Source organism: Streptomyces sp. NPDC051315, from assembly GCF_044455165.1.
In the GTDB taxonomy this organism is placed as follows: domain Bacteria; phylum Actinomycetota; class Actinomycetes; order Streptomycetales; family Streptomycetaceae; genus Streptomyces.
This window is the reverse complement of record NZ_JBITEN010000021.1, coordinates 120,393-145,597: the sequence shown is the minus strand read 5'-3', so window position 1 is coordinate 145,597 and position 25,205 is coordinate 120,393. Positions and strand designations below refer to the sequence as shown.

Below are 25,205 nucleotides of genomic sequence, written 5' to 3'. Positions count from 1 at the left end.
GTCAGCGTCCGGGAGCGGCGGGGCGTCCCACCGCATCACTGGAGGCTGACCCGGTGCTCGTGGGTCGGGTCGGCCGTGCAGACGAAGACGTTGAGGGAACCTCCCCGGCCCACGACGACCCGGGTGGGGACGTTCGCGTCGTAGGTGTCGATCCGCTCGCGGTCCTCCACGGGGACCCAGCTGAGGCTGCCCCGGTCCCACTCGCTGCCGGCCACCGTCAGCAGCAGTCGCGTCGGTGCGCCGCAGGAGCAGACCAGGTCGGCCGGTCCGGTCACGCTCCAGCTCGCGAACCCGCCGACCTTCCAGCCGGGGGCGAGGGAGAGGTCGTGGTGGTACGTGACGCAGTCGGCCTCGTCGTCGGCTTCGTCGTCGTCCTCGGCCGCCTCCTCCGCCGCTTCCTCCCACTCCTCGATCCGCTCGCACAGTTCCGCGCCGAGAAGCTCCTGGTACTGGTGCTCCACGACCGGCTCGGGGTCGAGCACGCACGGCTCCGGCACGTAGTCGGCGCTGCCGACCACCGGCGGGCGTGGCGGCTCGGTCAGGAGCGCGCCGACGTCGGCCGCGCGACGCCACACCAGGCGGAGACCGGGGCCGTGGCCGGCATGGGCGTCGAAGGGACACCACAGGACCTGGAGGAGGTCACTGCCCTCGGGGGCACCGAGGCCGGGGACGTCCCTGGCGAACAACTGGGCCAGGGGGAGGAGAGGGAGGGGCGTCGTGTCGTCCAGGCCGGGGACGCGGTGCCTGCGGCGCAGGGCCGTCACCGTCTCCCGCTCCTCGTCCGAGGGTCCGGTGCCGGTCGTCCGCAGCCAGGCCCGCGCCAGGACGCGGCGCTCCTCGTGGACGTCCTCGATGCGCCGCCCCCGGTCACGGCGATGGGGTGTCCGGCAGACCGGCCAGGGCTCGTCCGCGGGCCAGAGGAGGGGACCGCCCACGGAACTCTCCGTCGGCCCCGGGTCCCCGGGGCGGGGATGGAGACGGGTGGACAGGCCACGGTGGGCGGCCAGTTCGGGAAACTCCGCCTCGACGTCGAGGGGGCGTGGTGGGGTCGTACGGGGCATGAGCGGGTGTGTCCTTGGGTGAGCGTGTGATCCGGTCGGGCGCCGTCCGCAGTATCGCTGTGTCTCGGTAAGCTCCATGCGCCTGAGCACCGGCCCCGGTGACGACCCCGCCCGCACCCGACCCAGGACACCGCCATGGCGCGACACCGCACCGCACGCTCCACGGGAAGCCCGGCGGGTCCCCGATGAGCGAGCTCACACCGGTCGACGCCGTGCTGCTCGCCCTCGCGGCGCTGTGGGGCGCGGTGACGGGCGCGCTGCTGCCCCGGGCGGTCTACCGCTTCTCCGTGCCGCACCAGCACGAGCACGAGGAGGAGAGCGGGGCCTCGGGCGAGGACCCGGCGTCCGGCGAGGGTCAGGGCCGGGTCGGGGATCCGGGGACCGGCGAAGGCCAGGGCCCGGTCGGGGATCCGGGGACCGGCGAGGGTCAGGGCCGGGTCGGGGACCCGGTGTCCGTCAAGGGGAAGGATCCGGTTGAGGATCCGGTGTCCGTCGACGACACCCCGGCGGGCTGGCGGAGTGCCTGTCCGGGCGGGCATCCGCTCCGCGGCTGGATCGGCCCCGCCCGCTGCCCCGCGTGCGCCGGCGCGGCCGCGCCGTACGGCCCCGGCACCCCCCTCCTCGCCACCCTGACCGCCCTCCTCTGCGTCACCCTCGCCCTCGCCACCGGCGCCCGCCCCGAGCTGGCCGTCTGGCTGGCGCTCGCGCCCGTCGGCGTGCTGCTCGCGGTGGTCGACCTGCGGGTGCGGCGGCTGCCCGACCCGCTGACCCTGCCGCTCGCCGCCGCCGCGATCGCCCTGCTCGGCGTGGCCGCGCTGCTGCCCGAGCACGCCGGGCGGTGGACGACGGCCCTGCTGGGCTCGCTCGCGCTGAGCGCCGGCTACCTCGTGCTGCACCTCCTCAACTCCGACGGCATGGGCCTCGGAGACGTGAAACTGGCGCTCGGCGCGGGCGTCGTCCTCGGCTGGTACGGCTGGGCCGCGGTCATGCTGGGCACGTTCGCCGGGTTCCTGCTCGGCGCGCTGTACGGCGGCGTGCTCCTCGTGACGGGCAGGGCCGGGCGCGGGACGGCGATCCCGTTCGGGCCGTTCCTGATCGCGGGCGTCCTCGTGGGGCTGCTGATCGGCGCGTACACGGCCTGACGGCCGACGGCGAAAACGGCTGGCGTAGGCTGGTTCGGTCCGTGCGTCAACCCTTGACGATCCACACCCTTGACGAAAGGGACGCTCCGGTGACCGAGAAGGCCGACCTCACCTCTGTTGATGTCACAGCCGTCCTCGACCGAGCCGCCGCGGGCGGACGGATCACGCCCGAGGAGGCGCTCGCCCTCTACCGCGACGCGCCCCTGCACGCGCTGGGCGCCGCCGCCGACGCCGTACGCCGCCGTCAGTACGCCGGGATCGAGCACATCGCGACGTACATCATCGAGCGGAACATCAACTACACGAACGTGTGCGTCACGGCGTGCAAGTTCTGCGCCTTCTACGCGGCCCCGAAGGACACCGCCAAGGGCTGGACGCGCGACCTGGAGGACATTCTGCGCCGGTGCGCGGAGACCGTGGAACTGGGCGGGACCCAGATCATGTTCCAGGGCGGACACCACCCGGACTACGGCGTCGAGTACTACGAGAAGCACTTCTCCGCCATCAAGAAGGAGTTCCCGCAGCTCGTCATCCACAGCCTGGGGGCGAGCGAGGTCGAGCACATGGCGCGGATCTCGAAGGTGTCCGTGGAGGAGGCGATCCAGCGCATCCACGCCGCGGGCCTGGACTCCTTCGCCGGCGCCGGCGCCGAACTGCTGCCGGAGCGCCCGCGCAAGGCCATCGCGCCGCTGAAGGAGTCCGGCGAGCGCTGGCTGGAGATCATGGAGACCGCGCACACCCTCGGCGTCGAGTCCACCTCCACCATGCTGATGGGCACGGGCGAGACGAACGCCGAGCGCATCGAGCACCTGCGGATGATCCGTGACGTGCAGGACCGCACGGGCGGCTTCCGGGCCTTCATCCCGTACACCTACCAGCCCGAGAACAACCACCTGAAGGGCCGCACCCAGGCGACCCTCTTCGAGTACCTGCGGATGATCGCGGTCGCCCGCCTCTTCCTCGACAACGTCCGCCACATCCAGGGCTCCTGGCTGACGACCGGCAAGGAGGTCGGCCAGCTCTCCCTGCACTACGGCGCGGACGACCTCGGCTCGATCATGCTCGAGGAGAACGTCGTCTCCTCGGCCGGCGCCAAGCACCGCTCCAACCGCCTGGAGATCATCGACCTGATCCGGAAGGCGGGCCGCGTCCCGGCGCAGCGCTCCACGACGTACGAGCACCTGGTCGTCCACGACGACCCGGCGAACGACCCCGTCGACGAGCGGGTCGCCTCCCACATCTCCTCGACGGCGATCGCGGGCGGCACGGCACACCCCGAACTGAAGATCCTCGCGTCCAACTAGCCGCCCGATGCTCACGATCCACGCGGACTCCACGGGCCGGGCGCTCGCCGTCAAGGGCGCGTGGATCGCCGGGGCGGGCCCCCTGGAGGAACTGCTCGCCGCCCACCCCCGGGCCCGGGTGCGCCAGTGGCCCGGCATCCTCAGCCCCGGCCTCGTCAACCCGCACGGCGACGAGCTGCTGGAGCAGGCCTACCACCCGGACCCGCGCGAGGCCGACGAGCTGGGCACCGAGCCGCTGACCGGGGACGCGCTCGAGGCCCTCGCCATGGACGACGCCCGCTGGGGGGCGAGCGCCCGGCGCGGGGTGCAGCGCATGCTGGCGAACGGCACGGTCGCGGCGGCCTGCGAGGAACTGCGCAACCGCGCGGTACGCGACGCCGTGCGCCGCTCCGGCCTGGGGGTCGTGGGGCGCCTCGGGCGTCCCGGCGGGGTGCCCTCGCTCGACCCGTACGCCTCCGGCCGGCCGGTGATGTTCGCCGAACCGAGGGAGGCCGGATCCGCCGCCCGGTTCGCCGTCTTCGACGTCCCGGACGAGGCCGCGCTCGCCGAACGCGGGGTCGCCACCTGCGTGGCCACGGTGGTCGAGGGGCGCCTGGTCTACCGGCGGCGCTGAACGCGCCCCGCGGGGCCGCGTCCTACTCCGAGAACGCCTCCGCGAACGCCCCGTCCTCCTGCTCCACCCCGCTGCACGTGGTCAGCGCGTCGTCCGCGGAGGAACCCTCCTCGCACCGCTGGTCGCGGAAGGTCGACCACATCGACACCCAGGAGATGCCCTTCCCCTCGGCGAACGTCCGCACCTGCGCCGCGTCGGCGAGCGTGAACGTCTCGTTGTCGACGTCGTTGACGCCGATCATCGAGGTGAGCGCCATGCCCTTCCAGGCCGCGGCGTCCGTCGTGCCGAACATCTCCTTCAGCTGCGTGTGCGCGGCGGTGGCCGAGGTGATCGCGTACCCGCCCATGTCGCCGGTGTACGACTCGCCGTAGTTCATCGTCATCAGGTTGACGGTGGAGACCTGGACGTCGTACTTGTTCGCCGACGTCAGCAGCGCGAGGCTGTCCGCGTCCAGCCCGGAGGGCATCACCGGGAGGGTGAAGGAGACCTGGAGGCCGGGCCGGTCCCGCTGGAGCTCGGCGATGGCCTGCGAACGCAGGGCGACCGAGGCCGAGTCGGTCAGCTCGTCGCCCTCGACGTCGAAGTCGGCCTGCGTGGAGCCGGCCGCGTCGAGGGCCGCGCCGTACGCCGCCGCCAGCTCCGACGCGCTGTCACAGGTCGCCGCCAGCTCCTTCCCGGAGGCCCCGCCGAAGGAGACGCGGACGGAGGCGCCCGACTCCCTGAGCGCGGAGATGCGGGACTTCACGGTCGTGTCACCGATCGCGTAGGCCCCGTTCCACTCCGGCGTGCAGCCGCTGCCGTCGGAGACGACGAAGGCCAGGTTGTACGTCGTGGGGGAGCCCGCCGAGTCGTTGGCGGAGGCCTCCGTGGCGCTCACGTAGGGGGCGTAGGAGGTACCGCTGCCCGACGTGGCGCTCTTTGACGGGGAGGCGCTGCTGCTCTGCCGCGGGGACGAGGGTGCCGCGTCCGACGTGCCGTCGGACCCCGCGGAGCATCCCGCCGTGGCCAGGGCAAACAGACAACAGAGCCCGGCCACCGGCTTCAGGAAACTCCTCATTGCGCATGCACCCGCTCTCGTGATTTCTGTCTCAGGCTGGAAACAAACTGCGTTTCCGAAGTGGAAATGTCTCACATGCGGGCGATCGGCGCGGGGGCGGTGAACAGACAGACAGCTCACTGCCGTAAAGGTACAAAAAGGGATGATTCGCCACCCAAAAGGGACATTACGTCTCGCCGTGTGGGGAGATGAGTGTGCGGTGATTTCCCGGATCTCTCAGTCAGGCCACAGGTTCGGCCGTTTCTCATGGTTGCCTCACATGAAGTCCAGAGTTTATGGCACATAAAGACTCCCTAATGTCTGGGGAATGCATTCCGAGCCTGCCATCGAAAGCCGGGCGACCGCTCGCGGTCGCCGTCGCAAACGCGAGCACGACTCCGCCGAAGGCCCCGTGTTCGTCGACAACTCCGGACGCAGGTCCAAGCTGCTGCGCCGGATCGGCCTCTTCCTCGGCGTCGGCTGCCTCGCCTACGCGGCCGTCATCGGCGCCGCCTTCATGGGCTGGGGCACGTCGCTGACCCCGTCCTCGCTGCTGCCGTTCGGCGCCGACGGCCAGGGCGGCCAGGGCCCCGGCGGTCTGCGACCGGACGGCGGCATGGGCAACCAGGTCGGCCTGCCGGGCGCCACCCAGCCCTCGGGCACCGCCTCCCCGTCCCCCTCCGCCTCGGCGACCGCCGACTGACGCCACCGACCGGAACGCAGGCCACCCCCATGACGACGACTCCCTCCCGCGGCCGGCGCCGCGCCCCCTCCCGCATCGAGCGGGCGGCGGGCAAGGCCGCGGCGCTGCAGAAACCGCGGGTCATCCTCGCCCTGCTGCTCCTGCTCGCGCTGACCAGCGTGATGCTCCTCGACGGATACCTGCGCGCCGAGGTCGGCGGCGACCAGCGCGTGCGCACCGGGGCCAGCGCCAGCAAGGTGCCCGACGACATCCTCGAGGGCGGCCCGATCCTCACCTTCCGGGGCGGGCAGGCCACCACCGTCTCGGTGCCCGACAAGACGATCGCGCTCACCTTCGACGACGGTCCCAACCCCACCTGGAGCCCCCAGGTGCTGGAGATCCTCGAGGAGTACGACGTGCCCGCCACGTTCTTCGTGGTCGGCTCGATGGTCTCGCGCTACCCCGACATCGTGAAGGACATGGTCGAGCAGGGCCACGAGGTGGGCATCCACACCTTCACCCACGTCGACCTCTCCTACCAGAGCGACGCCCGCGTCGACCGCGAGATGCAGCAGACCCAGCTCGCGCTCGCGGGCGCGGCAGGCATCACCACCACGCTGTTCCGCGCGCCCTACTCCTCCGAGACGGACGCCATCGACAACTACAGCTGGCCCGTGTACGAGAAGCTCGGCGAAGAGGGCTACACCAGCGTCTTCATCGACACCGACAGCGACGACTGGAAGCGTCCCGGCGTCTCGAAGATCATCAAGTGGGCCACGCCGGAGGACGGCAAGGGCGCGTCGGTGCTCTTCCACGACGCGGGCGGCGAGCGCTCGCAGACGATCAAGGCGCTGCCGACGTACATCGAGAAGATGAAGGCGGCCGGGTACACCTTCACCACCGTCAGCGGCGTGATGGGGCAACAGCTGGGGGCCGCGCCCGGAGCCGCCGGACAGCAGACCGCCGAGGCGGCCGCGGGAGCCGGGACCGAAGCGACCGCCGAAGCGACCGCCGAAGCGACCGACGGGTCCACCGGGGCCGCTGCCGCCGGCGCGGGCGCCGCGGGCACGGCCGGTTCCACGGGCGCGCAGCCCGGTGGCACCGTGCCGAACGGCCAGGGCGACGGCACCGCCGTGAACGCCCTCCAGGCGTCCCACCGCGAGGCCACCGGACTCACCCTGTACGAGGGCAAGGCCCTGGTCGCGGCGGTCGCCTTCGCCGAGTGGACGGTCCCGGCGCTCTCGGTCGGCCTGATGGTGGTGGGCGTGGCCGTCATGGGCCGCTTCGGGATGATGCTCATCCTCGCCCGCCGCCACTACCGGATCCGCAACAAACGCCGCTTCAGCTGGGGGCCGAGGATCACCCGGCCGGTCAGCGTGATCGTCCCGGCGTACAACGAGAAGGAGTGCATCGCCAACACCCTGGAGTCGCTGGCGCGGAGCACCCACCCGATCGAGATCCTCGTCGTGGACGACGGCTCCACCGACGGCACCTCCGAGATCGCCCGCGCCGCGGCCGAGAAGCTCGGCATGACGAACGTCCGCGTGATCCGCCAGGAGAACGCCGGCAAGCCGGCCGCCCTCAACAACGGTGTCCGCAACGCCGGCCACGACATCGTCATCATGATGGACGGCGACACCGTCTTCGAGCCGGACGCCGTGCACCAGCTGGTGCAGCCCTTCGCCGACCCGAGGGTCGGCGCGGTCGCCGGCAACGCCAAGGTCGGCAACCGCAACACCGTCATCGGCGCCTGGCAGCACATCGAGTACGTGATGGGCTTCAACCTCGACCGCCGCATGTACGACCTGCTGCGCTGCATGCCGACCATCCCCGGCGCGATCGGCGCGTTCCGCCGCGACGCGGTCCTGGAGGTCGGCGGCATGAGCGAGGACACCCTCGCCGAGGACACCGACATCACCATCGCCATGCACCGCGCCGGGTGGCACGTCGTCTACCAGGAGCACGCCAGGGCCTGGACGGAGGCGCCCGGCTCCCTGAAGCAGCTGTGGTCCCAGCGCTACCGGTGGTCCTACGGCACCATGCAGGCGCTGTGGAAGCACCGCAAGTCCCTGACGGACAAGGGCGCCTCGGGCCGCTTCGGCCGCGTCGGCATGCCGCTGGTGGTCCTCTTCCAGATCATCACGCCGGTCTTCGCCCCGCTCATCGACGTGTTCACCGCCTACTCGATGATCTTCATCGACTTCAAGGCGGCCCTGCTGGCGTGGCTGGCGGTGCTGGGCATCCAGCTCGTCTGCGCCGCGTACGCCTTCCGCCTCGACCGGGAGAAGTACCGCTACCTGCTGATGATGCCGCTCCAGCAGCTCGCCTACCGCCAGATGATGTACCTCGTCCTCATCCACTCCTGCATCACCGCCCTCACCGGCGGCCGCCTCCGCTGGCAGAAGCTGAAGCGGACGGGCGAGGTGGGGACCCCGGCGGGGGTGAGCTGAGTGGGGGCGCACAGCAAGGGAGCGGTCCGGCCGGCCCCGGGGACGGTCCGGCCGGCCACGCCGGCCGCCTCCTCGGACACGGCCCCGCTGCCGCAGGTGAGACCCCCGGCCCGGGACCGCTACTTCGACACCCTCCGCGCCCTCGCGCTGATCCGGGTCGTCGGCTACCACACCTTCGGGTGGGCCTGGGCCGGTCTGGTCTTCCCGTCCATGGGCATCATGTTCGGCCTGGCCGGCACCCTGATGGCGAAGTCCCTGGAGCGCCCCGCGCTCACGGTGGTGAGGAGCAGGCTCCGCCGGCTCCTGCCCCCCTTCTGGTTCTGGGGCGTCTTCGTGGTCGGGGCGATGCTGGTCCACGACTGGATGCCGGGCTGGCAGATCGTCTACTGGATCGTCCCGCTGGGCGACCCCCCGGGCAACGCCTGGGGCGAGCAGGCCTGGGAGATCCTCTGGTACCTGCGCACCTACCTCTGGTTCGTCCTGCTCTCCCCGCTGCTGCTGCGGGTGTTCCGCCTCGCCCCGGTCCTCGTACTCGCCCTCTCCCTCGCCCCGGTCCTCGTCCTGAACTTCGTCTGGGCCGGACCGGACAACCGGGCCGGCACCGCCCTGTGGGACCTGTCGACGTACCTCTTCTGCTGGATGCTCGGCTTCGCCCACCGCGACGGCGTCCTCCAGCGGACGAAGCCGGCCCTGGTGGTCGTCCTCTCGCTCGCCGCGATGGCCTACGGCGGCTGGTACGCCTTCTCCCACCAGGCCGAGTACGGCACCTACGACCTGGACGAGGACCCCCTCGCGCAGGCCTTCTGGTCGGCCGGCTTCGTGATGCTGCTGATGTGGGCGAAGGCGTACTTCCGGATCGACTTCGCCTGGCTCACCCGCCTGCGGCGCACGAACCGGATCGTCACCGTCTTCAACGCGCGGGCGGTGACGATCTACCTCTGGCACGAGATCGCCCTGATCCTGGCGGTACCGCTGATCGACCGCTTCTGGAACGTGCCCGCGTTCGTGAGGTACCTGCCGCTGGAAAGCCAGTGGTTCATGTTCGGCGTCGGCTGGCTGCTGATCGTGGTCTTCGTGCTGCTGTGCGGGTGGGTCGAGGACGTGGCGGCGCGAAAGAGGCCGAGGCTGCTGCCGTGACCCTCCGGGCCGCCCTGCCACAATGGGCGGGTGACCCGCGCTTCCCTGAACAAGCAGCCGCACGAAGTCGCCTCGATGTTCGACGACGTGGCGGAACGGTACGACCTGACCAACGACGTCCTGTCGCTCGGTCAGGACCGGAGATGGCGCAAGGAGGTCGCCCGGGCGGTCGACGCCCGTCCCGCGCAGAAGATCCTGGACCTGGCGGCGGGCACGGCCACCTCCTCGCTGCCGTTCGCGCGGACCGGCGCCTACGTCGTCCCCTGCGACTTCTCCCTGGGCATGCTCCAGGTCGGCAAGAGGAAGCACACCTGGCTGCCGTTCACCGCGGGCGACGCGACGAGGCTGCCGTTCAAGGACGACACCTTCGACGCCGTCACCATCTCCTTCGGGCTGCGCAACGTGCAGGACTTCGACGCCGCCCTGCGGGAGATGTACCGGGTGACGCGGCCCGGCGGCCGGGTCGTGATCTGCGAGTTCTCGCACCCGACCTGGGCGCCCTTCCGCACCGTCTACACCGAGTACCTGATGCGCGCCCTGCCCCCGGTCGCGCGCGCGGTGTCCTCGAACCCCGACGCGTACGTCTACCTCGCCGAGTCCATCCGCGCCTGGCCCGACCAGCCCGCCCTGGCCGAGCACCTGCGCAAGGCCGGCTGGTCCAAGGTCGCCTGGCGCAACCTGACCGGCGGCGTGGTGACCCTGCACCGGGGCTTCAAGGAGAGCTGACCCCGGCCTTCCCGCCGGGGCCGGCCGGGGACGCCTCGACGTGATCCCCCGGCCGGTCCCGCTCGTGTGCCGGCCCACCCCCACCGGGCTTGGGCAGCCGCGGCTCGCGTACGCCCGTACCCCGCCGTCCTCGCCCTCGCCCTCGCCCTCGGCGGAGTCGGGCCACGGGGGGGACCGCCTCGGGGGTGCCACCGTAAGCGTTCGGTGCCCATCAGTGACGATCGGTCACACCGTGTCACCGCTGTGGAGGTCGAGGCGGTAACAGTGCCCTTCCCGCTGTGACTCGGGCGTCGTGAAGACCTCGGCCAGCCGCATGCCGAGCCGCCGCGTGACCGCGATGGAACGGGTGTTGCGCGCGTCGACCATGGCCACGACGCCCGGCACCCCGGCCGCCCGCACCCGCTCCAGCGTCATCCGCGCGGCCGCGGTGACATACCCCTGACCCCAGTGCTCCCGGCCGAGCCGCCAGCCGATCTCGATCTCCCCCGTGGGACCCCAGTCCCGCTCCCAGGGCTGGGCACCGGTGAAGCCGATGACCCGGCCCGACTCGTCGAGCACGGTCCACAGACAGAAGCCGCGCTCGGCGTCGTGCCGGCGCTGGCGGGCGGTGAGCTCCTCGTAGACCGACAGCCCGGCGGACCTGCCGCCGTGGAACTCCATGACGTCCGGGTGGTCGAAGACCCGGTGCCACGCGACCGCGTCCTCGTCCGTCGGGACACGCAGCCGTACTGCGGGGAGTGCTCGGTTCACGGGGGCAGCCCTTCAGCCGGGTGATCAATTCTGCTGAATAGACTGCCCGTGTCCAGTGCCGGGCGGCACACAGATGTCGAACTTGGGGAGATCCCGCCGTGACCGTGACCGAGCCCCTCTCCGAAAACACCGCCGATGTGATCGTCGTCGGGGCGGGGCCGGCCGGCTCCACGACCGCGTACCACCTCGCCAAGGCGGGACTCGACGTACTCCTGCTCGAGAAGACCGAGTTCCCGCGCGAGAAGGTCTGCGGCGACGGCCTCACCCCGCGCGCCGTCAAGCAGCTCGTGGCCATGGGCATCGACATCTCCGAGGAGGCCGGCTGGCTGCGCAACAAGGGCCTGCGCATCATCGGCGGCGGTGTCCGCCTCCGGCTCGACTGGCCGGACCTCGCCTCCTTCCCCGACTACGGACTCGTCCGCAAGCGCGACGACTTCGACGAGCAGCTGGCCCGCCAGGCCCAGAAGGCGGGCGCCCGGCTGTACGAGCGCTGCAACGTCGGCGCCCCCGTCATCGACGACCGCACCGGCCGCATCACCGGCGTGCACGCCAAACTGGGCGAGGAGAAGCGCGAGGTCACCTTCCACGCCCCGCTCGTCGTCGCCGCCGACGGCAACTCCACCCGGCTGTCCCTGGCGATGGGCCTGCACCGCCGCGAGGACCGCCCGATGGGCGTCGCGGTGCGCACGTACTTCACCTCCCCGCGCCACGAGGACGACTACCTGGAGTCCTGGCTGGAGCTGTGGGACCGGCGGGGGCCGGGCGAGGACCGCCTCCTCCCGGGCTACGGCTGGATCTTCGGCATGGGCGACGGCACCTCCAACGTCGGCCTGGGCGTCCTCAACACCTCCGACTCCTTCAAGGAACTCGACTGGCGCGAGGTCCTGAAGGCCTGGTGCGCCTCCATGCCCGAGGACTGGGGCTACACCCCGGACAACATGACGGGCCCCATCCGCGGCGCGGCCCTCCCCATGGCCTTCAACCGCCAGCCGCACTACACCAAGGGCCTGCTCCTCGTCGGCGACGCCGGCGGCCTGGTGAACCCCTTCAACGGCGAGGGCATCGCCTACGCCATGGAGTCCGGCCAGATCGCCGCCGACGTCATCGTCCAGGCCCACGCCCGCGCCACCCCCGGCCAGCGCGAACTGGCCCTGCAGCGCTACCCGCGGATCCTCAAGGACACCTACGGCGGCTACTACACGCTGGGCCGCGCCTTCGTGAAGCTCATCGGCAACCCGAAGGTCATGAAGATCGCGGCCCAGCGCGGCCTGACGCACCCCCTGCTGATGAAGTTCACCCTGAAGATGCTCGCCAACCTCACCGACCCGACGGGCGGTGACGCGATGGACCGCATCATCAACGGCCTGAGCAAGGTGGCGCCGAAGGCGTGAGAAACGGTGACCCCCTCGGTGGCGCGCACCGGGGGGCGTGCACGGGGGCGGTGCGGCCGGCAGGGGGGCGTGACCGGCGAGCGGGTGTGACCGGCACGCGGGTGTGACCGGCACGCGGGCTGACCGGGTGGTGGGCCGGCTCGGTCACGCGGTGAGGGCACGTCCGCCTGCTGCCCGGCGGGGGAAGCCTGTTCCCCGGCGGTCCGGCGGGGATGACCGCGTCGGCACCGGGTCGACGATGTGTCCGACATGCCGGACACGAGCCGTACGGTGACCATTTCGCCGACTGGCGCGGCTGGGTCGGGCCGCGGGGACCAGGAGGCCGGTAACGGCATGCGCCGGGTCGGGAGGTCGGGAGGCCGGTAACCGGCGTGCGCCGGGTCCAGAGGCCCGGAAACCGGGGGCAGGGGCCCGGGGCGGCGCAGGGCAGCCGGAAGGGCCGCTGCCCCCGAGCGGCCGCGGCCCTTCGTCTCCGTCCCCCGCGCTGGGCGCGGGCGCGCGTCAGAGCACGCGCACCGCACCCGACGCCGGGTAGCCGGAGAGGTCCTGGATGACGACGCCCTTGGACGGGTTGGCCGCGTCCAGGTACTGGCCGTCACCGATGTAGACGCCCACGTGGTAGGCGGAACCCTTGCCGCCCCAGTACAGGATGTCGCCGACCTGGAGGTTGGACAGGGACACGTCGGTGCCGACCATCGACTGGTCCTGCGAGACACGCGGCAGGTCGACGCCGACCTGCTTGAACGCGGCCTGGACGAGCGAGGAGCAGTCCCACGCGTTGGGCCCGGTGGCGCCCATGACGTAGGCGTCGCCCACCTGCGCCTTGAGGAAGGCGATGACGGTCGCCACGCTGCCGCTGGCGGGAGCGGAGACGGAGGTGGTGGTGGAGGCGGACGCCAAGAGGGTGGTCCGCTCCGAGGAGCGGGAGGCGGCGGCTTCGGCGGCCGCCCTGCGGGCCTCCTCGGCCTTCTTCTTCGCCTCGGCCTTCTTGGCGGCGGCGAGGTCCTTCTTCGCCTCCTTGGCGGCCGCGGCGGCGGCCGCGTCACGCTCGGCCTCCAGCTGGTAGTTCGCCGCGGCCTGCTGCGTGGCCTGGGCGGACTGCGCGACCTGAGCGGCCACGTCACCCGTGAGGACGGGCAGTTCGAGCGTCTGCGTCACCGGCTCGGCGGCGTTGGCCGAACCGGCCGCCGTGGCGACGGCCAGCGTGCCGAGGACACCACTGGCGACTCCGGCCCGCATCGCGATCGTCGACGCGCTGCGGCGGGGTTTCCGGTGGCTGCGTATGTGAGCGGTGTGGGACATGGGTACAACCGGTACCAGGGGCTCCTTCATACCTTCAAGAAACGTGTGGTGCGCCACATTTGCTCAATGGCGGCCCCGAACACCGGTCCCGTCCTTCTTTATTGACGCCTTAACGGACATTGCGGACGCAAGTGATCAAGCCTGTGATCATGGGCTTTCGCTGTTACGCCCGAATTGCCCCGCGCCTACCACTGGTTGGGGCCGTTGGCCAAGCCCGGTTCTTGGGCGCCCCTCGCGGATGTGGCGGAGGTCACGGAACGGTCACCGGTCCACCCGCGTCCCGCGCGAACGGAACGACCGACTCCGCTCGTGAACGCGTGCACGTGCCCGCAGCCGCCTTACCGCCCCCTCCCGGCGCATGATCGCGTCCTCTAGCAGGGCTCCGCGTCCAGCGCCAATTTGCATGCAAGGGAAGTTTCTTGATATGGAGACGCGCCTGCCTGGCCTGCGGCGACGAGCGTAAATGTCACTTCTTGTGATCACTCTGACGCTTCCCGTACGAAGATCACTACTGATATGACTTCATGATCCTTCGTCAGGTGGTGGAGATCACAAAGCTTGTGCAATACCCCGTGTCGCAGATCACAGAGTGGCAGGCATAAGATGCGAGGCAGTTGGGCTTGTGACCTGCTTCACATGTTCGCGATCTTCGCCGGGACCAGCGGGGCTCGCGGGTCATGTGGGACGGAAGTGAGTCCATGCCATCGCCAGCAGTCAGTGCCGACTGAGAGGAGCGAGGAGCGGTGAACGCGTATGCGCCCATCCTCGTACTGGGAGCCCTCGGGGCAGGCTTTGCGATCTTCTCCGTGGTCATGGCCACGTTGATCGGGCCGAAGCGGTACAACCGCGCCAAGCTCGAGGCCTACGAGTGCGGTATCGAGCCGACCCCCACGCCGGCCGGCGGCGGGCGCTTCCCCATCAAGTACTACCTGACGGCGATGCTCTTCATCGTCTTCGACATCGAGATCGTCTTCCTCTACCCCTGGGCCGTCACCTTCGACGCCCTGGGGCTTTTCGGGCTCGTGGAGATGCTGCTCTTCGTGCTCACCGTCTTCGTCGCCTACGCGTACGTGTGGCGGCGCGGCGGCCTGGAATGGGACTGAGGGGCCTTTAGTCATGGGACTCGAAGAAAAGCTGCCGAGCGGTTTCCTGCTGACCACCGTCGAGCAGGCCGCGGGCTGGGTGCGCAAGGCGTCCGTCTTCCCCGCCACGTTCGGCCTCGCCTGCTGCGCCATCGAGATGATGACCACCGGTGCCGGCCGCTACGACCTGGCGCGCTTCGGCATGGAGGTCTTCCGCGGTTCGCCCCGCCAGGCGGACCTGATGATCGTCGCGGGCCGGGTCAGCCAGAAGATGGCGCCGGTGCTCCGGCAGGTCTACGACCAGATGCCGAACCCCAAGTGGGTGATCTCCATGGGCGTGTGCGCGTCCTCGGGCGGCATGTTCAACAACTACGCGATCGTCCAGGGCGTCGACCACATCGTCCCCGTCGACATCTACCTCCCCGGCTGCCCACCGCGCCCGGAGATGCTCATGGACGCGATCCTCAAGCTCCACCACAAGATCCAGAACTCCAAGCTGGGCGTGAACGCCGAGGAGGCGGCCCGCGAGGCGGAGGAAGCGGCGCTCAAGGCCCTGCCCACGATCGAGATGAAGGGGCTGCTGCGGTGAGCGACGCGAACGGCACCGGCGGAGGGGCGAACGGGACCAACCCCGAGAAGGACCTCTCCGCGTCCAACCTCCCCGGTCGGCGCGGCCAGGGCGGCGAGGAGATCCGCGTCCAGCGCGGCATGTTCGGCGCCGACAACGGCGGCGACACCTCCGGCTACGGCGGCCTGGTCCGCTCGGTCCGGCTCCCGGGACCGGCGAGCCGGCCCTACGGCGGCTGGTTCGACGAGGTCGCCGACGAACTGGAGGGCGCGCTGGAGGAGCAGGGCCTCCTCCCCGAGAACGCGATCGAGAAGACGGTCGTCGACCGAGGCGAACTGACCTTCCACATCGAACGCGAGCACCTGCCGCGCGTCGCCCGCACCCTGCGCGACGACCCGGCCCTGCGCTTCGAACTGTGCACCGGCGTCAGCGGCGTCCACTACCCGAACGACAAGGGCCGCGAGCTGCACGCCGTCTACCACCTGCGCTCGATCACCCACAACCGGCTGATCCGCCTCGAGGTCAGCGCCCCGGACGGCGACCCGCACGTCCCGTCCCTGGTGTCCGTCTATCCCACCAACGACTGGCACGAGCGCGAGACCTACGACTTCTTCGGAATCGTCTTCGACGGTCACCCGGCCCTGACGCGGATCATGATGCCGGACGACTGGCAGGGCCATCCGCAGCGCAAGGACTATCCCCTCGGCGGCATCCCCGTCGAGTACAAGGGCGCCCAGATCCCGGCTCCGGACCAGCGGAGGTCGTACTCGTGAGCACGCAGTCAGCATCGGCACGCGAGACCACCGAGGGGACCGTCTACACGGTCACCGGTGGCGACTGGGACGAGGTCGTCCAGTCCGCGGCCCGCGCCGACGACGAGCGCATCGTCGTCAACATGGGCCCCCAGCACCCCTCCACCCACGGGGTGCTCCGCCTGATCCTGGAGATCGAGGGCGAGACGGTCACCGAGGCCCGCTGCGGCATCGGCTACCTGCACACCGGCATCGAGAAGAACCTCGAGTACCGGACCTGGACGCAGGGCACCACGTTCGTGACGCGCATGGACTACCTGACGTCCTTCTTCAACGAGACCGCCTACTGCCTCGCCGTGGAGAAGCTCCTCGGCATCGAGGACCAGATCACCGAACGCGCCAAGATCATCCGGGTGCTCCTGATGGAGCTGAACCGGATGTCCTCCCACCTGGTGTGCATCGCCACCGGCGGGATGGAACTGGGCGCCACCACGATCATGATCTACGGATTCCGTGATCGCGAAATGATCCTCGACATCTACGAGCTCATCACGGGCCTCAGGATGAACCACGCGTACATCCGCCCCGGCGGACTCGCCCAGGACCTGCCGCCCGGCGCGGTGGACCAGATCCGCGAGTTCGTGAAGAAGATGAAGAAGAACCTCCCGGAGTACGACAAGCTCGCCACCGGGAACCCCATCTTCAAGGCGCGCATGCAGGACATCGGCTACCTCGACCTGGCGGGCTGCATGGCCCTCGGCGCCACCGGCCCGATCCTGCGCTCCACCGGCCTGCCGCACGACCTGCGCAAGACACAGCCGTACTGCGACTACGAGACCTACGACTTCGACGTCCCGACCGCCGACTCCTGCGACGCCTACGGCCGCTTCCTGGTCCGCCTCGAGGAGATGCGCCAGTCCCTCAGGATCGTCGAGCAGTGCCTGGACCGGCTGCAGCCCGGCCCGGTCATGGTCGGCGACAAGAAGATCGCCTGGCCCGCCCAGCTCGCCCTGGGCCCGGACGGCCTCGGCAACTCCCTCGACCACATCAAGAAGATCATGGGCACCTCCATGGAGGCCCTGATCCACCACTTCAAGCTGGTCACCGAGGGCTTCCGCGTCCCGCCGGGACAGGCGTACGCGGCCGTCGAGTCGCCCAAGGGCGAGCTCGGGGTGCACGCCGTGTCCGACGGCGGCACCCGGCCCTACCGGGTCCACTTCCGCGACCCGTCCTTCACCAACCTGCAGGCCATGGCGGCGATGTGCGAGGGCGGCCAGGTCGCCGACGTCATCGTCGCCGTCGCGTCCATCGACCCCGTGATGGGAGGCGTCGACCGGTGACCACCTCATCTTCGGAGCGCGGCGTCAGCCTCGGTATGCCCGAGCTGCCCGCGCCCGCCTACCCGGACGACGTCCGAGCCCGGCTCGAGCGGGACGCGCGCGAGATCATCGCCCGCTACCCCGACTCCCGGTCCGCCCTCCTGCCGTTGCTGCACCTCGTGCAGTCGGAGGAGGGACACGTCACGCGCACCGGGATGCGCTTCTGCGCGGACGTGCTGGACCTGACCACCGCCGAGGTCACCGCGGTCGCCACCTTCTACACCATGTACCGGCGCCGCCCGAGCGGTGACTACCAGGTGGGCGTCTGCACCAACACCCTCTGCGCGGTGATGGGCGGCGACGCCATCTTCGAGGAGCTCCAGGAGTACCTCGGCGTCGGCAACGGCGAGACCACCGACGACGGCAAGATCACCCTGGAGCACATCGAGTGCAACGCGGCCTGCGACTTCGCGCCGGTCGTGATGGTCAACTGGGAGTTCTTCGACAACCAGACCGTGCAGAGCGCCAAGCGACTGGTGGACGACCTGCGGACCGGACGTACGGTCTCGCCCACCCGCGGGGCGCCGCTGTGCACCTTCAAGGAGACCGCCCGCATCCTGGCGGGCTTCCCCGACGAGCGCGAGGGCGCCGTCGAGGCGAGCGGCAGCGCCGGACCGGCGTCGCTGGTGGGCCTCCGCCTGGCGAAGGGAGAGGCCGCACCCGCGCGCGTGGTCCACCCGCGCGACGGCGGACCGCACGACGAGCCGCAGGACAGGGCCGTGCACGAGCCGTCGCCGTCCGAGCACCTCAGTTCGCATGACGCGCCGCAGGACACCTCGGCCTCCGACCCCGCCCACCCGGCAGGGCCTACCGCCGAGGAGGGGGAGTGATGACCTTGGCAACCGAGCTGAAAGACACCAGCCCCGAGAAGCTGCTCGCACCCGTGCTGTCGGCCTTCTGGGACGAGGACAGGTCCTGGACGCTGGACGTCTACCGGAGGCACGAGGGGTACGAGGGGCTCCGCAAGGCGCTCGCCATGTCACCCGACGACGTGATCGCGTACGTCAAGGACTCCGGCCTGCGCGGGCGCGGCGGCGCGGGATTCCCGACGGGCATGAAGTGGCAGTTCATCCCGCAGGGTGATGGAAAACCGCACTATCTGGTTGTCAACGCCGACGAGTCGGAGCCGGGGACCTGCAAGGACATCCCGCTCCTCTTCGCGAACCCGCACAGCCTCATCGAGGGCATCGTCATCGCGTGCTACGCCATCAGGTCGTCGCATGCCTTCATCTATCTGCGTGGTGAGGTCGTCCCCGTTCTGCGGCGGTTGCACGAGGCCGTGCGCGAGGCCTACGCGGCGGGTTACCTCGGCGAGAACATCCTGGGCAGCGGACTCGACCTCGAACTCACCGTGCACGCCGGCGCCGGCGCGTACATCTGCGGCGAGGAGACCGCGCTGCTCGACTCGCTAGAAGGCCGCCGTGGTCAACCGCGGCTGCGCCCTCCTTTCCCTGCTGTCGCGGGCCTCTACGCGTGCCCGACTGTGGTGAACAACGTCGAGTCGATCGCGTCGGTTCCCGCGATCCTGAACAACGGCAAGGAATGGTTCAGGTCGATGGGCAGCGAGAAGTCCCCGGGCTTCACGCTGTACTCGCTCAGCGGGCACGTCGCCAGCCCCGGCCAGTACGAGGCCCCGCTCGGCATCACCCTCCGTCAGCTCCTCGAGATGAGCGGCGGCATGCGACCGGGGCACCGCCTCAAGTTCTGGACGCCGGGCGGCTCCTCGACCCCGATGTTCACCGACGAGCACCTCGACGTCCCTCTCGACTACGAAGGAGTGGGCGCCGCGGGTTCCATGCTCGGCACGAAAGCCCTCCAGTGCTTCGACGAGACGACCTGCGTCGTGCGTGCCGTCACCCGCTGGACCGAGTTCTACGCACACGAGTCCTGCGGCAAGTGCACGCCGTGCCGCGAGGGCACGTACTGGCTGGTGCAGCTGCTGCGGGACATCGAGGCCGGCAAGGGCGCGATGTCCGACCTCGACAAGCTCAACGACATCGCCGACAACATCAACGGCAAGTCCTTCTGCGCCCTCGGCGACGGTGCCGCCTCGCCGATCTTCTCCTCGCTCGAGTACTTCCGCGAGGAGTACGTGGAGCACATCACGGGCCGCGGCTGCCCCTTCGACCCGGCCAAGTCGACGGCCTGGGCCGACCGCACGGAGGTGAACGCATGACCGTGACCACCAACGCTCCCGCCGGTGGGGGAGAGGCGGCGGTCCCGCCGCAGGATCTCGTCACACTGACGATCGACGGCGCCGAGATCAGCGTGCCCAAGGGCACCCTGGTCATCCGGGCCGCCGAACAGCTCGGCATCGAGATCCCGCGCTTCTGCGACCACCCCCTCCTCGACCCCGCCGGTGCCTGCCGCCAGTGCATCGTCGAGGTCGAGGGCCAGCGCAAGCCCATGGCCTCCTGCACGATCACGTGCACGGACGGCATGGTGGTGAGGACCCACCTCACCTCGCCGGTCGCCGAGAAGGCCCAGCACGGTGTGATGGAACTGCTCCTCATCAACCACCCGCTGGACTGCCCCGTCTGCGACAAGGGCGGCGAGTGCCCCCTGCAGAACCAGGCCATGTCGCACGGCAACGCCGAGTCCCGCTTCGAGGGCCGCAAACGCACGTACGAGAAGCCCGTCCCCATCTCCACACAGGTGCTGCTCGACCGCGAGCGGTGCGTGCTGTGCGCCCGCTGCACCCGCTTCTCCAACCAGATCGCCGGCGACCCGATGATCGAGCTGATCGAGCGGGGCGCGCTGCAACAGGTCGGCACCGGTGAGGGCGACCCCTTCGAGTCGTACTTCTCCGGCAACACCATCCAGATCTGCCCGGTGGGCGCGCTGACGTCGGCGGCGTACCGGTTCCGCTCCCGGCCCTTCGACCTGATCTCCTCGCACTCCGTGTGCGAGCACTGCTCCGGCGGCTGCGCCACCCGCACCGACCACCGGCGCGGCAAGGTCATGCGGCGCCTGGCCGCCCCGGACCCCGAGGTCAACGAGGAGTGGATCTGCGACAAGGGGCGCTTCGCGTTCCGGTACGCGCAGCAGCGCGACCGGCTCGAGACGCCCCTCGTGCGGAACGCCGAAGGCGCCCTCGTACCGGCGTCCTGGCCGGAGGCGCTGCAGATCGCGGCGCAGGGTCTGCTCGCCTCGCGCGGCCGGACCGGTGTCCTGACCGGCGGCCGCCTCACCATCGAGGACGCCTACGCGTACAGCAAGTTCGCCCGCGTGGCGCTCGCCACCAACGACATCGACTTCCGCGCGCGCGTGCACAGCAGCGAGGAGGCCGACTTCCTGGCGGCGGCGGTGGCCGGGCACGGCCGCGACCTCGACGGCGGCGGCGTCACGTACACCTCGCTGGAGAAGGCACCCGCCGTCCTGCTGGTCGGCTTCGAGTCCGAGGAGGAGGCACCCGGCGTCTTCCTGCGGCTGCGCAAGGCCTGGCGCAAGCACGGTCAGCAGGTGTTCTCGCTGGCCACGCACGCCACCCGCGGCCTGGAGAAGGCGGGCGGCACGCTGCTGCCGGCCGCTCCGGGCACCGAGACCGAGTGGCTGGACGCGCTGTCCGCCGGGGTCGGCCTGGAGGGAGCGGGCAGCAGGGCCGCCGAGGCGCTGCGCACCGAGGGCGCGGTGCTCGTCGTCGGCGAGCGACTGGCCGCCGTGGCCGGTGGCCTCACCGCGGCCGTACGGGCCGCGACCGCGACCGGAGCCGACCTGGTGTGGATTCCACGCCGGGCCGGTGAGCGGGGCGCGATCGAGGCCGGCGCCCTGCCGTCGCTGCTGCCGGGCGGACGTCCGGCCACCGACCCGCGCGCGCGGGACGAGGTCGCGGCGGTCTGGGGTGTCGCCGAACTCCCGCACCGCTACGGCCGCGACACCGGGCAGATCGTCGAGGCCGCCCGGGGCGGCGAGCTTCAGGCGCTGCTCGTCGCGGGCGTGGAGGTCGCCGACCTGCCCGACCCGGCACGCGCGCGTGAGGCGCTCGCCGAGGTCGGCTTCCTGGTGTCGCTGGAACTGCGGCCCAGTGAGATCACCGAGCACGCCGACGTCGTCCTGCCCGTGGCCGCGGTCGCCGAGAAGGCGGGCGCCTTCCTCAACTGGGAAGGCCGGGTGCGCTTCTTCGAGGCCGCGCTCAAGCCGGACCAGATGACCCGCCGCCTGGCGCCGGGCGACGCGCGCGTGCTCCAGATGCTGGCCGACGCCATGGACGTCCACCTGGGCCTGCCGGACCTGCGCACCGTGCGCGCGGAGCTGGACCGGCTCGGCGCCTGGGACGGGCCGCGGGCCACCGAACCGCTGGAGAGCGCGGGCGTCCTGCCGCGGCCCGCCGCCGGTGAGGCCGTGCTCGCCGGGCACCGGCTGCTGCTCGACCAGGGCGTCCTCCAGCAGGGCGACGAGGCGCTCGCCGGGACGCGGCACGCCGCGTACGCGCGCGTCTCCGCGGCCACGGCCGCCGAGGCCGGCGTCGAGGACGGCGACGTACTCGCCGTCACCGGCACCGCCGGAACGGCGGAACTCCCCGTGAGGATCACCGAGATGCCCGACCGGGTGGTGTGGCTCCCGCTGAACTCCGTGGGCGGGGGCGTCGCCTCCGACACCGGGGCCCGGCCCGGTTCCCTCGTCCGCATCGGCCCGGCGGCGCCGGCCGCCGAAGCCCCCCAGGAGGTGGAGGCATGAGCCCGTACCTCGCCGTGGAAGACCTCTCGATGTTCGGCCGCGACCCCTGGTGGCTGGTCGTCGTCAAGGCGGTCTTCTGCTTCGCCTTCCTGATGGTGACCGTGCTGTTCTCCATCGTCTGGGAGCGCAAGGTCGTCGCCTGGATGCAGCTGCGCATCGGCCCCAACCGGCACGGCCCCTGGGGCATGCTCCAGTCGCTCGCCGACGGCGTGAAGCTGATGCTGAAGGAAGACCTCGTCGTCAAACGCGCGGACAAGGTCGTCTACGTCCTCGCACCGATCGTCGCGGCCATCCCGGCCTTCATGGCGATCGCGGTGATCCCCTTCGGCCCGGCCGGCAACGAGATCTCGATCTTCGGCCAGCGCACCACGATGCAGCTCACCGACCTGCCGATCGCGATGCTCTACATCCTCGCGGTCGCCTCGGTCGGCATCTACGGCATCGTGCTGGCGGGCTGGAGCTCAGGATCCACCTATCCGCTGCTGGGCGGCCTGCGCTCCTGCGCGCAGATGATCTCCTACGAGATCGCCATGGGCGCCGCGTTCGCCTCGGTGTTCCTCTACTCCGGGTCGATGTCGACGTCGACGATCGTCGAGCAGCAGCAGGACCGCTGGTACATCCTGCTGCTGCCGGTCTCCTTCATCCTCTACATCGTCACGATGGTCGGGGAGACCAACCGCGCCCCCTTCGACATGCCGGAGTCCGAGGGCGACCTGGTCGGCGGCTTCAACACCGAGTACTCGTCGATCAAGTTCGCGATGTTCATGCTCGCCGAGTACGTGAACATGGTGACGGTGTCGGCCGTGTCGGTGACGCTGTTCCTCGGCGGCTGGCGGGCACCCTGGCCGGTCAGCGGCTTCTGGGAGGGCGCGAACCACGGCTGGTGGCCGATGCTCTGGTTCACGGTCAAGGTGCAGCTGCTGCTGTTCTTCTTCATCTGGCTGCGCGGCACGCTCCCGCGGGTCCGCTACGACCAGCTGATGAAGCTCGGCTGGAAGGTCCTCATCCCCGTCTCGGTGACGTGGCTGATGCTCGTCGCCACCGTGCGCACCCTGCGCAACGAGAACTACGACTTCGCCGACATCGCCCTCTACGTCGGCGGCGCCGTCCTGGTCCTGCTGCTGCTCTCCTTCGTCGCGGACATGTTCCGCGACCGCGGCAAGCAGGCCGAGGTCCCCGCCGAACCCGCCGGCTTCGACCCGATGGCGGGTGGATTCCCCGTGCCGCCACTGCCGGGACAGGAGCTGCCGCCGGTCCCGAGGCGCCGCCCGCGCCGGGAGCGGGAGCTGATTGTCAGTGGCGGGACGGACACTGTCAGTGACGGATCGCTGGATGGAAAGGAGGCGTCCGATGGCTGAGGAGCCCAAGGAGACCGAGCCCGGTTTCCAGAACCCCGTGGCCGGCTTCGGCGTGACCTTCAAGGCCATGTTCAAGAAGCGGCTGACCGAGCAGTACCCGGAGCAGAGGAAGACCACGGCTCCGCGGTTCCACGGACGGCACCAGCTCAACCGCCATCCGGACGGCCTGGAGAAGTGCGTCGGCTGCGAGCTGTGCGCCTGGGCCTGCCCCGCCGACGCCATCTACGTCGAGGGCGCGGACAACACCGACGAGGAGCGCTACTCGCCGGGCGAGCGGTACGGGCGCGTCTACCAGATCAACTACGCCCGCTGCATCCTGTGCGGCCTGTGCATCGAGGCGTGCCCCACGCGCGCGCTCACGATGACCAACGAGTTCGAGCTCGCCGACTCCAGCCGCGCCAACCTGATCTACACCAAGGAACAGCTGCTGGCCGGCCTCGAGGACGGCATGGTCGACACGCCGCACGCCATCTACCCCGGGACTGACGAGCAGGACTACTACCGGGGCCTGGTCACGGAGGCCGCGCCGGGCACCGAGCGGCAGGTCGCCGTCTCCAAGGGCGAGGCCCCGCAGGAGGCCGCCTCGACGTTCGGCGAGGACGAGCCCGCCTCCGGGGAGGTGATCGGCCGATGAGCGCGCAGCTCGCCGCCTACTCCACCTCCACCGGCGAGGCGTTCCAGTTCTGGGTGCTCGGCACCGTCGCGGTGATCGGCGCCCTGTGCACCGTCTTCATGAAGAGGGCCGTGCACAGCGCGCTCTGCCTCGCCGGCACCATGATCGTCCTGGCGGTGTTCTACCTCGCCAACGGCGCCTACTTCCTGGGCATCGTGCAGATCGTCGTCTACACCGGCGCGATCATGATGCTGTTCCTGTTCGTGGTGATGCTCGTCGGCGTCACCGCGGCGGACTCCCTGAAGGAGACCATCAAGGGCCAGCGCTGGCTGGCCCTCCTGTGCGGGCTCGGCTTCGGCATCCTGCTCGTCGCCGGCATCGGCAACGCCTCCCTGACGGAGTTCAACGGCCTCACCGAGGCCAACGCGGGCGGCAACGTGCAGGGCCTCGCGGCCCTCATCTTCACCAAGTACGTCTTCGCCTTCGAGATCACCGGCGCCCTGCTCATCACGGCCGCCGTCGGCGCCATGGTGCTCACCCACCGCGAGCGCACCGAGCGGGCCAGGACCCAGCGCGAGCTGGCCGAACAGCGCGTCCGCGAGGGCAAGCACGTACCGCCGCTGCCGGCACCCGGGGTGTACGCGCGGCACAATGCCGTGGACATCGCGGGCCTGCTGCCCGACGGCACCCCGTCGGAGCTCACGGTCAGCAAGACGCTGCGCGAGCGCGGCCAGGTCCGTGACGTGTCCACCGAGGCGCTCAACGACCTCAAGGCGCTGGAACAGCGCGCGGAGGAGCGCCTGGACCGGACCGCGATCGAGTCGCCGCTCTTCAAGCGGAAGTCCCAGCGGACCGAGGAGGCGTCGAAGTGAACCCGGTCAACTACCTGTACCTCGCCGCCCTGCTGTTCACGATCGGCGCGACGGGCGTGCTGATCAGGCGCAACGCGATCGTCGTGTTCATGTGCGTCGAGCTGATGCTCAACGCCTGCAACCTCGCCTTCGTCGCCTTCTCCCGGATGCACGGCAATCTCGACGGCCAGATCATCGCCTTCTTCACGATGGTCGTCGCCGCCGCGGAGGTCGTGGTCGGACTCGCGATCATCGTGTCGCTTTTCCGTTCCCGCCACTCGGCCTCGGTCGACGACGCCAGCCTGATGAAGCTGTAAGGGGTCGGAAGAAT

23 protein-coding genes are annotated in these 25,205 nt (G+C 70.6%); 19 read left to right on the top strand and 4 right to left on the bottom strand.

What is annotated here, in order from left to right:
• Positions 1 to 35: 35 nt before the first annotated feature.
• Entirely contained in the window at positions 36 to 1,061 is a 1,026-nt protein-coding gene (locus ACIBBD_RS32420; protein WP_399423131.1) for a hypothetical protein, read from the bottom strand.
• Between the two features lie 185 nt (positions 1,062 to 1,246).
• Between ACIBBD_RS32420 and ACIBBD_RS32415 the strand changes: the two genes are divergently transcribed.
• The 3 genes from ACIBBD_RS32415 to ACIBBD_RS32405 all read left to right on the top strand — a co-directional run bounded on the left by ACIBBD_RS32415 (position 1,247) and on the right by ACIBBD_RS32405 (position 4,120).
• Complete coding sequence (locus ACIBBD_RS32415) at positions 1,247 to 2,203, top strand: prepilin peptidase (RefSeq protein ID WP_399423130.1); 957 nt, start codon at positions 1,247 to 1,249, stop codon at positions 2,201 to 2,203.
• Positions 2,204 to 2,292: 89 nt separating this feature from the next.
• A complete protein-coding gene (gene mqnC / locus ACIBBD_RS32410) occupies positions 2,293 to 3,507 on the top strand; it encodes a cyclic dehypoxanthinyl futalosine synthase (protein ID WP_399423129.1) in 1,215 nt (404 codons plus the stop codon).
• Between the two features lie 7 nt (positions 3,508 to 3,514).
• The gene (locus ACIBBD_RS32405) at positions 3,515 to 4,120 is read left to right on the top strand and encodes a hypothetical protein (RefSeq protein ID WP_399423128.1); all 606 of its coding nucleotides are present in this window, start codon (positions 3,515 to 3,517) and stop codon (positions 4,118 to 4,120) included.
• A 22-nt stretch (positions 4,121 to 4,142) separates the two neighbouring features.
• Here ACIBBD_RS32405 and ACIBBD_RS32400 read toward each other — a convergent pair whose 3' ends face one another.
• Positions 4,143 to 5,177: a chitinase gene (locus ACIBBD_RS32400; protein WP_399423127.1), complete on the bottom strand. Its 1,035-nt coding sequence runs from the start codon at positions 5,175 to 5,177 to the stop codon at positions 4,143 to 4,145.
• A 307-nt stretch (positions 5,178 to 5,484) separates the two neighbouring features.
• Between ACIBBD_RS32400 and ACIBBD_RS32395 the strand changes: the two genes are divergently transcribed.
• From ACIBBD_RS32395 to ACIBBD_RS32380, 4 genes are read left to right on the top strand one after another with little or no spacing between them, the layout of a single operon-like run.
• Positions 5,485 to 5,859 (top strand): hypothetical protein, encoded by a 375-nt coding sequence (locus ACIBBD_RS32395; protein WP_399423126.1) that lies wholly within the window; start codon positions 5,485 to 5,487, stop codon positions 5,857 to 5,859.
• A gap of 29 nt (positions 5,860 to 5,888) precedes the next feature.
• Positions 5,889 to 8,288 (top strand): bifunctional polysaccharide deacetylase/glycosyltransferase family 2 protein, encoded by a 2,400-nt coding sequence (locus ACIBBD_RS32390; protein WP_399423125.1) that lies wholly within the window; start codon positions 5,889 to 5,891, stop codon positions 8,286 to 8,288.
• A complete protein-coding gene (locus ACIBBD_RS32385) occupies positions 8,289 to 9,425 on the top strand; it encodes an acyltransferase (RefSeq protein ID WP_399423124.1) in 1,137 nt (378 codons plus the stop codon).
• A 30-nt stretch (positions 9,426 to 9,455) separates the two neighbouring features.
• Positions 9,456 to 10,151, top strand: a complete 696-nt coding sequence (locus ACIBBD_RS32380) for a demethylmenaquinone methyltransferase (protein ID WP_399423123.1) — start codon at positions 9,456 to 9,458, stop codon at positions 10,149 to 10,151.
• A gap of 225 nt (positions 10,152 to 10,376) precedes the next feature.
• Here ACIBBD_RS32380 and ACIBBD_RS32375 read toward each other — a convergent pair whose 3' ends face one another.
• Positions 10,377 to 10,901, bottom strand: coding sequence for a GNAT family N-acetyltransferase (locus tag ACIBBD_RS32375; RefSeq protein WP_399423122.1), 525 nt, complete (start codon positions 10,899 to 10,901; stop codon positions 10,377 to 10,379).
• A 104-nt stretch (positions 10,902 to 11,005) separates the two neighbouring features.
• On the opposite strand from ACIBBD_RS32375, the gene ACIBBD_RS32370 reads away from it, so the two are divergent.
• Positions 11,006 to 12,292, top strand: a complete 1,287-nt coding sequence (locus ACIBBD_RS32370; RefSeq protein WP_399423158.1) for a geranylgeranyl reductase family protein — start codon at positions 11,006 to 11,008, stop codon at positions 12,290 to 12,292.
• A gap of 501 nt (positions 12,293 to 12,793) precedes the next feature.
• Here ACIBBD_RS32370 and ACIBBD_RS32365 read toward each other — a convergent pair.
• On the bottom strand, positions 12,794 to 13,624 hold the full coding sequence (locus ACIBBD_RS32365) for a C40 family peptidase (protein WP_399423121.1): 831 nt from the start codon (positions 13,622 to 13,624) through the stop codon (positions 12,794 to 12,796).
• Positions 13,625 to 14,337: 713 nt separating this feature from the next.
• On the opposite strand from ACIBBD_RS32365, the gene ACIBBD_RS32360 reads away from it, so the two are divergent.
• The 11 genes from ACIBBD_RS32360 to nuoK are packed head-to-tail and all read left to right on the top strand — an operon-like array spanning position 14,338 to position 25,191.
• Positions 14,338 to 14,697, top strand: a complete 360-nt coding sequence (locus ACIBBD_RS32360; RefSeq protein WP_030494815.1) for an NADH-quinone oxidoreductase subunit A — start codon at positions 14,338 to 14,340, stop codon at positions 14,695 to 14,697.
• A 13-nt stretch (positions 14,698 to 14,710) separates the two neighbouring features.
• A complete protein-coding gene (locus tag ACIBBD_RS32355) occupies positions 14,711 to 15,265 on the top strand; it encodes an NADH-quinone oxidoreductase subunit B family protein (protein ID WP_055635348.1) in 555 nt (184 codons plus the stop codon).
• Positions 15,262 to 16,017: an NADH-quinone oxidoreductase subunit C gene (locus ACIBBD_RS32350; protein ID WP_399423120.1), complete on the top strand. Its 756-nt coding sequence runs from the start codon at positions 15,262 to 15,264 to the stop codon at positions 16,015 to 16,017. The genes ACIBBD_RS32355 and ACIBBD_RS32350 overlap by 4 nt, the downstream gene beginning before the upstream one ends.
• Positions 16,014 to 17,336 carry an NADH-quinone oxidoreductase subunit D gene (locus tag ACIBBD_RS32345; RefSeq protein ID WP_399423119.1) on the top strand — a complete coding sequence of 441 codons (1,323 nt, stop codon included), beginning with the start codon at positions 16,014 to 16,016 and terminating at the stop codon, positions 17,334 to 17,336. The genes ACIBBD_RS32350 and ACIBBD_RS32345 overlap by 4 nt, the downstream gene beginning before the upstream one ends.
• On the top strand, positions 17,333 to 18,205 hold the full coding sequence (nuoE, locus tag ACIBBD_RS32340; protein WP_399423118.1) for an NADH-quinone oxidoreductase subunit NuoE: 873 nt from the start codon (positions 17,333 to 17,335) through the stop codon (positions 18,203 to 18,205). The genes ACIBBD_RS32345 and nuoE overlap by 4 nt, the downstream gene beginning before the upstream one ends.
• Complete coding sequence (gene nuoF / locus ACIBBD_RS32335; protein WP_399423117.1) at positions 18,205 to 19,551, top strand: NADH-quinone oxidoreductase subunit NuoF; 1,347 nt, start codon at positions 18,205 to 18,207, stop codon at positions 19,549 to 19,551. Before nuoE ends, nuoF begins: the two co-directional genes overlap by 1 nt.
• Positions 19,548 to 22,052: an NADH-quinone oxidoreductase subunit G gene (locus ACIBBD_RS32330; RefSeq protein ID WP_399423116.1), complete on the top strand. Its 2,505-nt coding sequence runs from the start codon at positions 19,548 to 19,550 to the stop codon at positions 22,050 to 22,052. Before nuoF ends, ACIBBD_RS32330 begins: the two co-directional genes overlap by 4 nt.
• The gene (nuoH, locus tag ACIBBD_RS32325) at positions 22,049 to 23,410 is read left to right on the top strand and encodes an NADH-quinone oxidoreductase subunit NuoH (RefSeq protein ID WP_399423115.1); all 1,362 of its coding nucleotides are present in this window, start codon (positions 22,049 to 22,051) and stop codon (positions 23,408 to 23,410) included. Before ACIBBD_RS32330 ends, nuoH begins: the two co-directional genes overlap by 4 nt.
• The gene (nuoI, locus tag ACIBBD_RS32320) at positions 23,403 to 24,044 is read left to right on the top strand and encodes an NADH-quinone oxidoreductase subunit NuoI (RefSeq protein WP_399423114.1); all 642 of its coding nucleotides are present in this window, start codon (positions 23,403 to 23,405) and stop codon (positions 24,042 to 24,044) included. Before nuoH ends, nuoI begins: the two co-directional genes overlap by 8 nt.
• Positions 24,041 to 24,895, top strand: coding sequence for an NADH-quinone oxidoreductase subunit J (locus ACIBBD_RS32315; RefSeq protein ID WP_399423113.1), 855 nt, complete (start codon positions 24,041 to 24,043; stop codon positions 24,893 to 24,895). Before nuoI ends, ACIBBD_RS32315 begins: the two co-directional genes overlap by 4 nt.
• A complete protein-coding gene (gene nuoK, locus ACIBBD_RS32310; protein ID WP_004927567.1) occupies positions 24,892 to 25,191 on the top strand; it encodes an NADH-quinone oxidoreductase subunit NuoK in 300 nt (99 codons plus the stop codon). Before ACIBBD_RS32315 ends, nuoK begins: the two co-directional genes overlap by 4 nt.
• Positions 25,192 to 25,205: the final 14 nt, after the last annotated feature.

Bases quoted from the DNA above. Each gene is read 5' to 3' on its own strand.
- ACIBBD_RS32420 (WP_399423131.1), bottom strand. From the start codon at position 1,061: ATGCCCCGTACGACCCCACCACGCCCCCTCGACGTCGAGGCGGAGTTT.
- ACIBBD_RS32415 (WP_399423130.1), top strand. From the start codon at position 1,247: ATGAGCGAGCTCACACCGGTCGACGCCGTGCTGCTCGCCCTCGCGGCG.
- ACIBBD_RS32405 (WP_399423128.1), top strand. From the start codon at position 3,515: ATGCTCACGATCCACGCGGACTCCACGGGCCGGGCGCTCGCCGTCAAG.
- ACIBBD_RS32400 (WP_399423127.1), bottom strand. From the start codon at position 5,177: ATGAGGAGTTTCCTGAAGCCGGTGGCCGGGCTCTGTTGTCTGTTTGCC.
- ACIBBD_RS32395 (WP_399423126.1), top strand. From the start codon at position 5,485: ATGCATTCCGAGCCTGCCATCGAAAGCCGGGCGACCGCTCGCGGTCGC.
- ACIBBD_RS32390 (WP_399423125.1), top strand. From the start codon at position 5,889: ATGACGACGACTCCCTCCCGCGGCCGGCGCCGCGCCCCCTCCCGCATC.
- ACIBBD_RS32365 (WP_399423121.1), bottom strand. From the start codon at position 13,624: ATGAAGGAGCCCCTGGTACCGGTTGTACCCATGTCCCACACCGCTCAC.
- ACIBBD_RS32355 (WP_055635348.1), top strand. From the start codon at position 14,711: ATGGGACTCGAAGAAAAGCTGCCGAGCGGTTTCCTGCTGACCACCGTC.
- nuoF (WP_399423117.1), top strand. From the start codon at position 18,205: ATGACCTTGGCAACCGAGCTGAAAGACACCAGCCCCGAGAAGCTGCTC.
- ACIBBD_RS32330 (WP_399423116.1), top strand. From the start codon at position 19,548: ATGACCGTGACCACCAACGCTCCCGCCGGTGGGGGAGAGGCGGCGGTC.
- nuoH (WP_399423115.1), top strand. From the start codon at position 22,049: ATGAGCCCGTACCTCGCCGTGGAAGACCTCTCGATGTTCGGCCGCGAC.
- nuoI (WP_399423114.1), top strand. From the start codon at position 23,403: ATGGCTGAGGAGCCCAAGGAGACCGAGCCCGGTTTCCAGAACCCCGTG.
- ACIBBD_RS32315 (WP_399423113.1), top strand. From the start codon at position 24,041: ATGAGCGCGCAGCTCGCCGCCTACTCCACCTCCACCGGCGAGGCGTTC.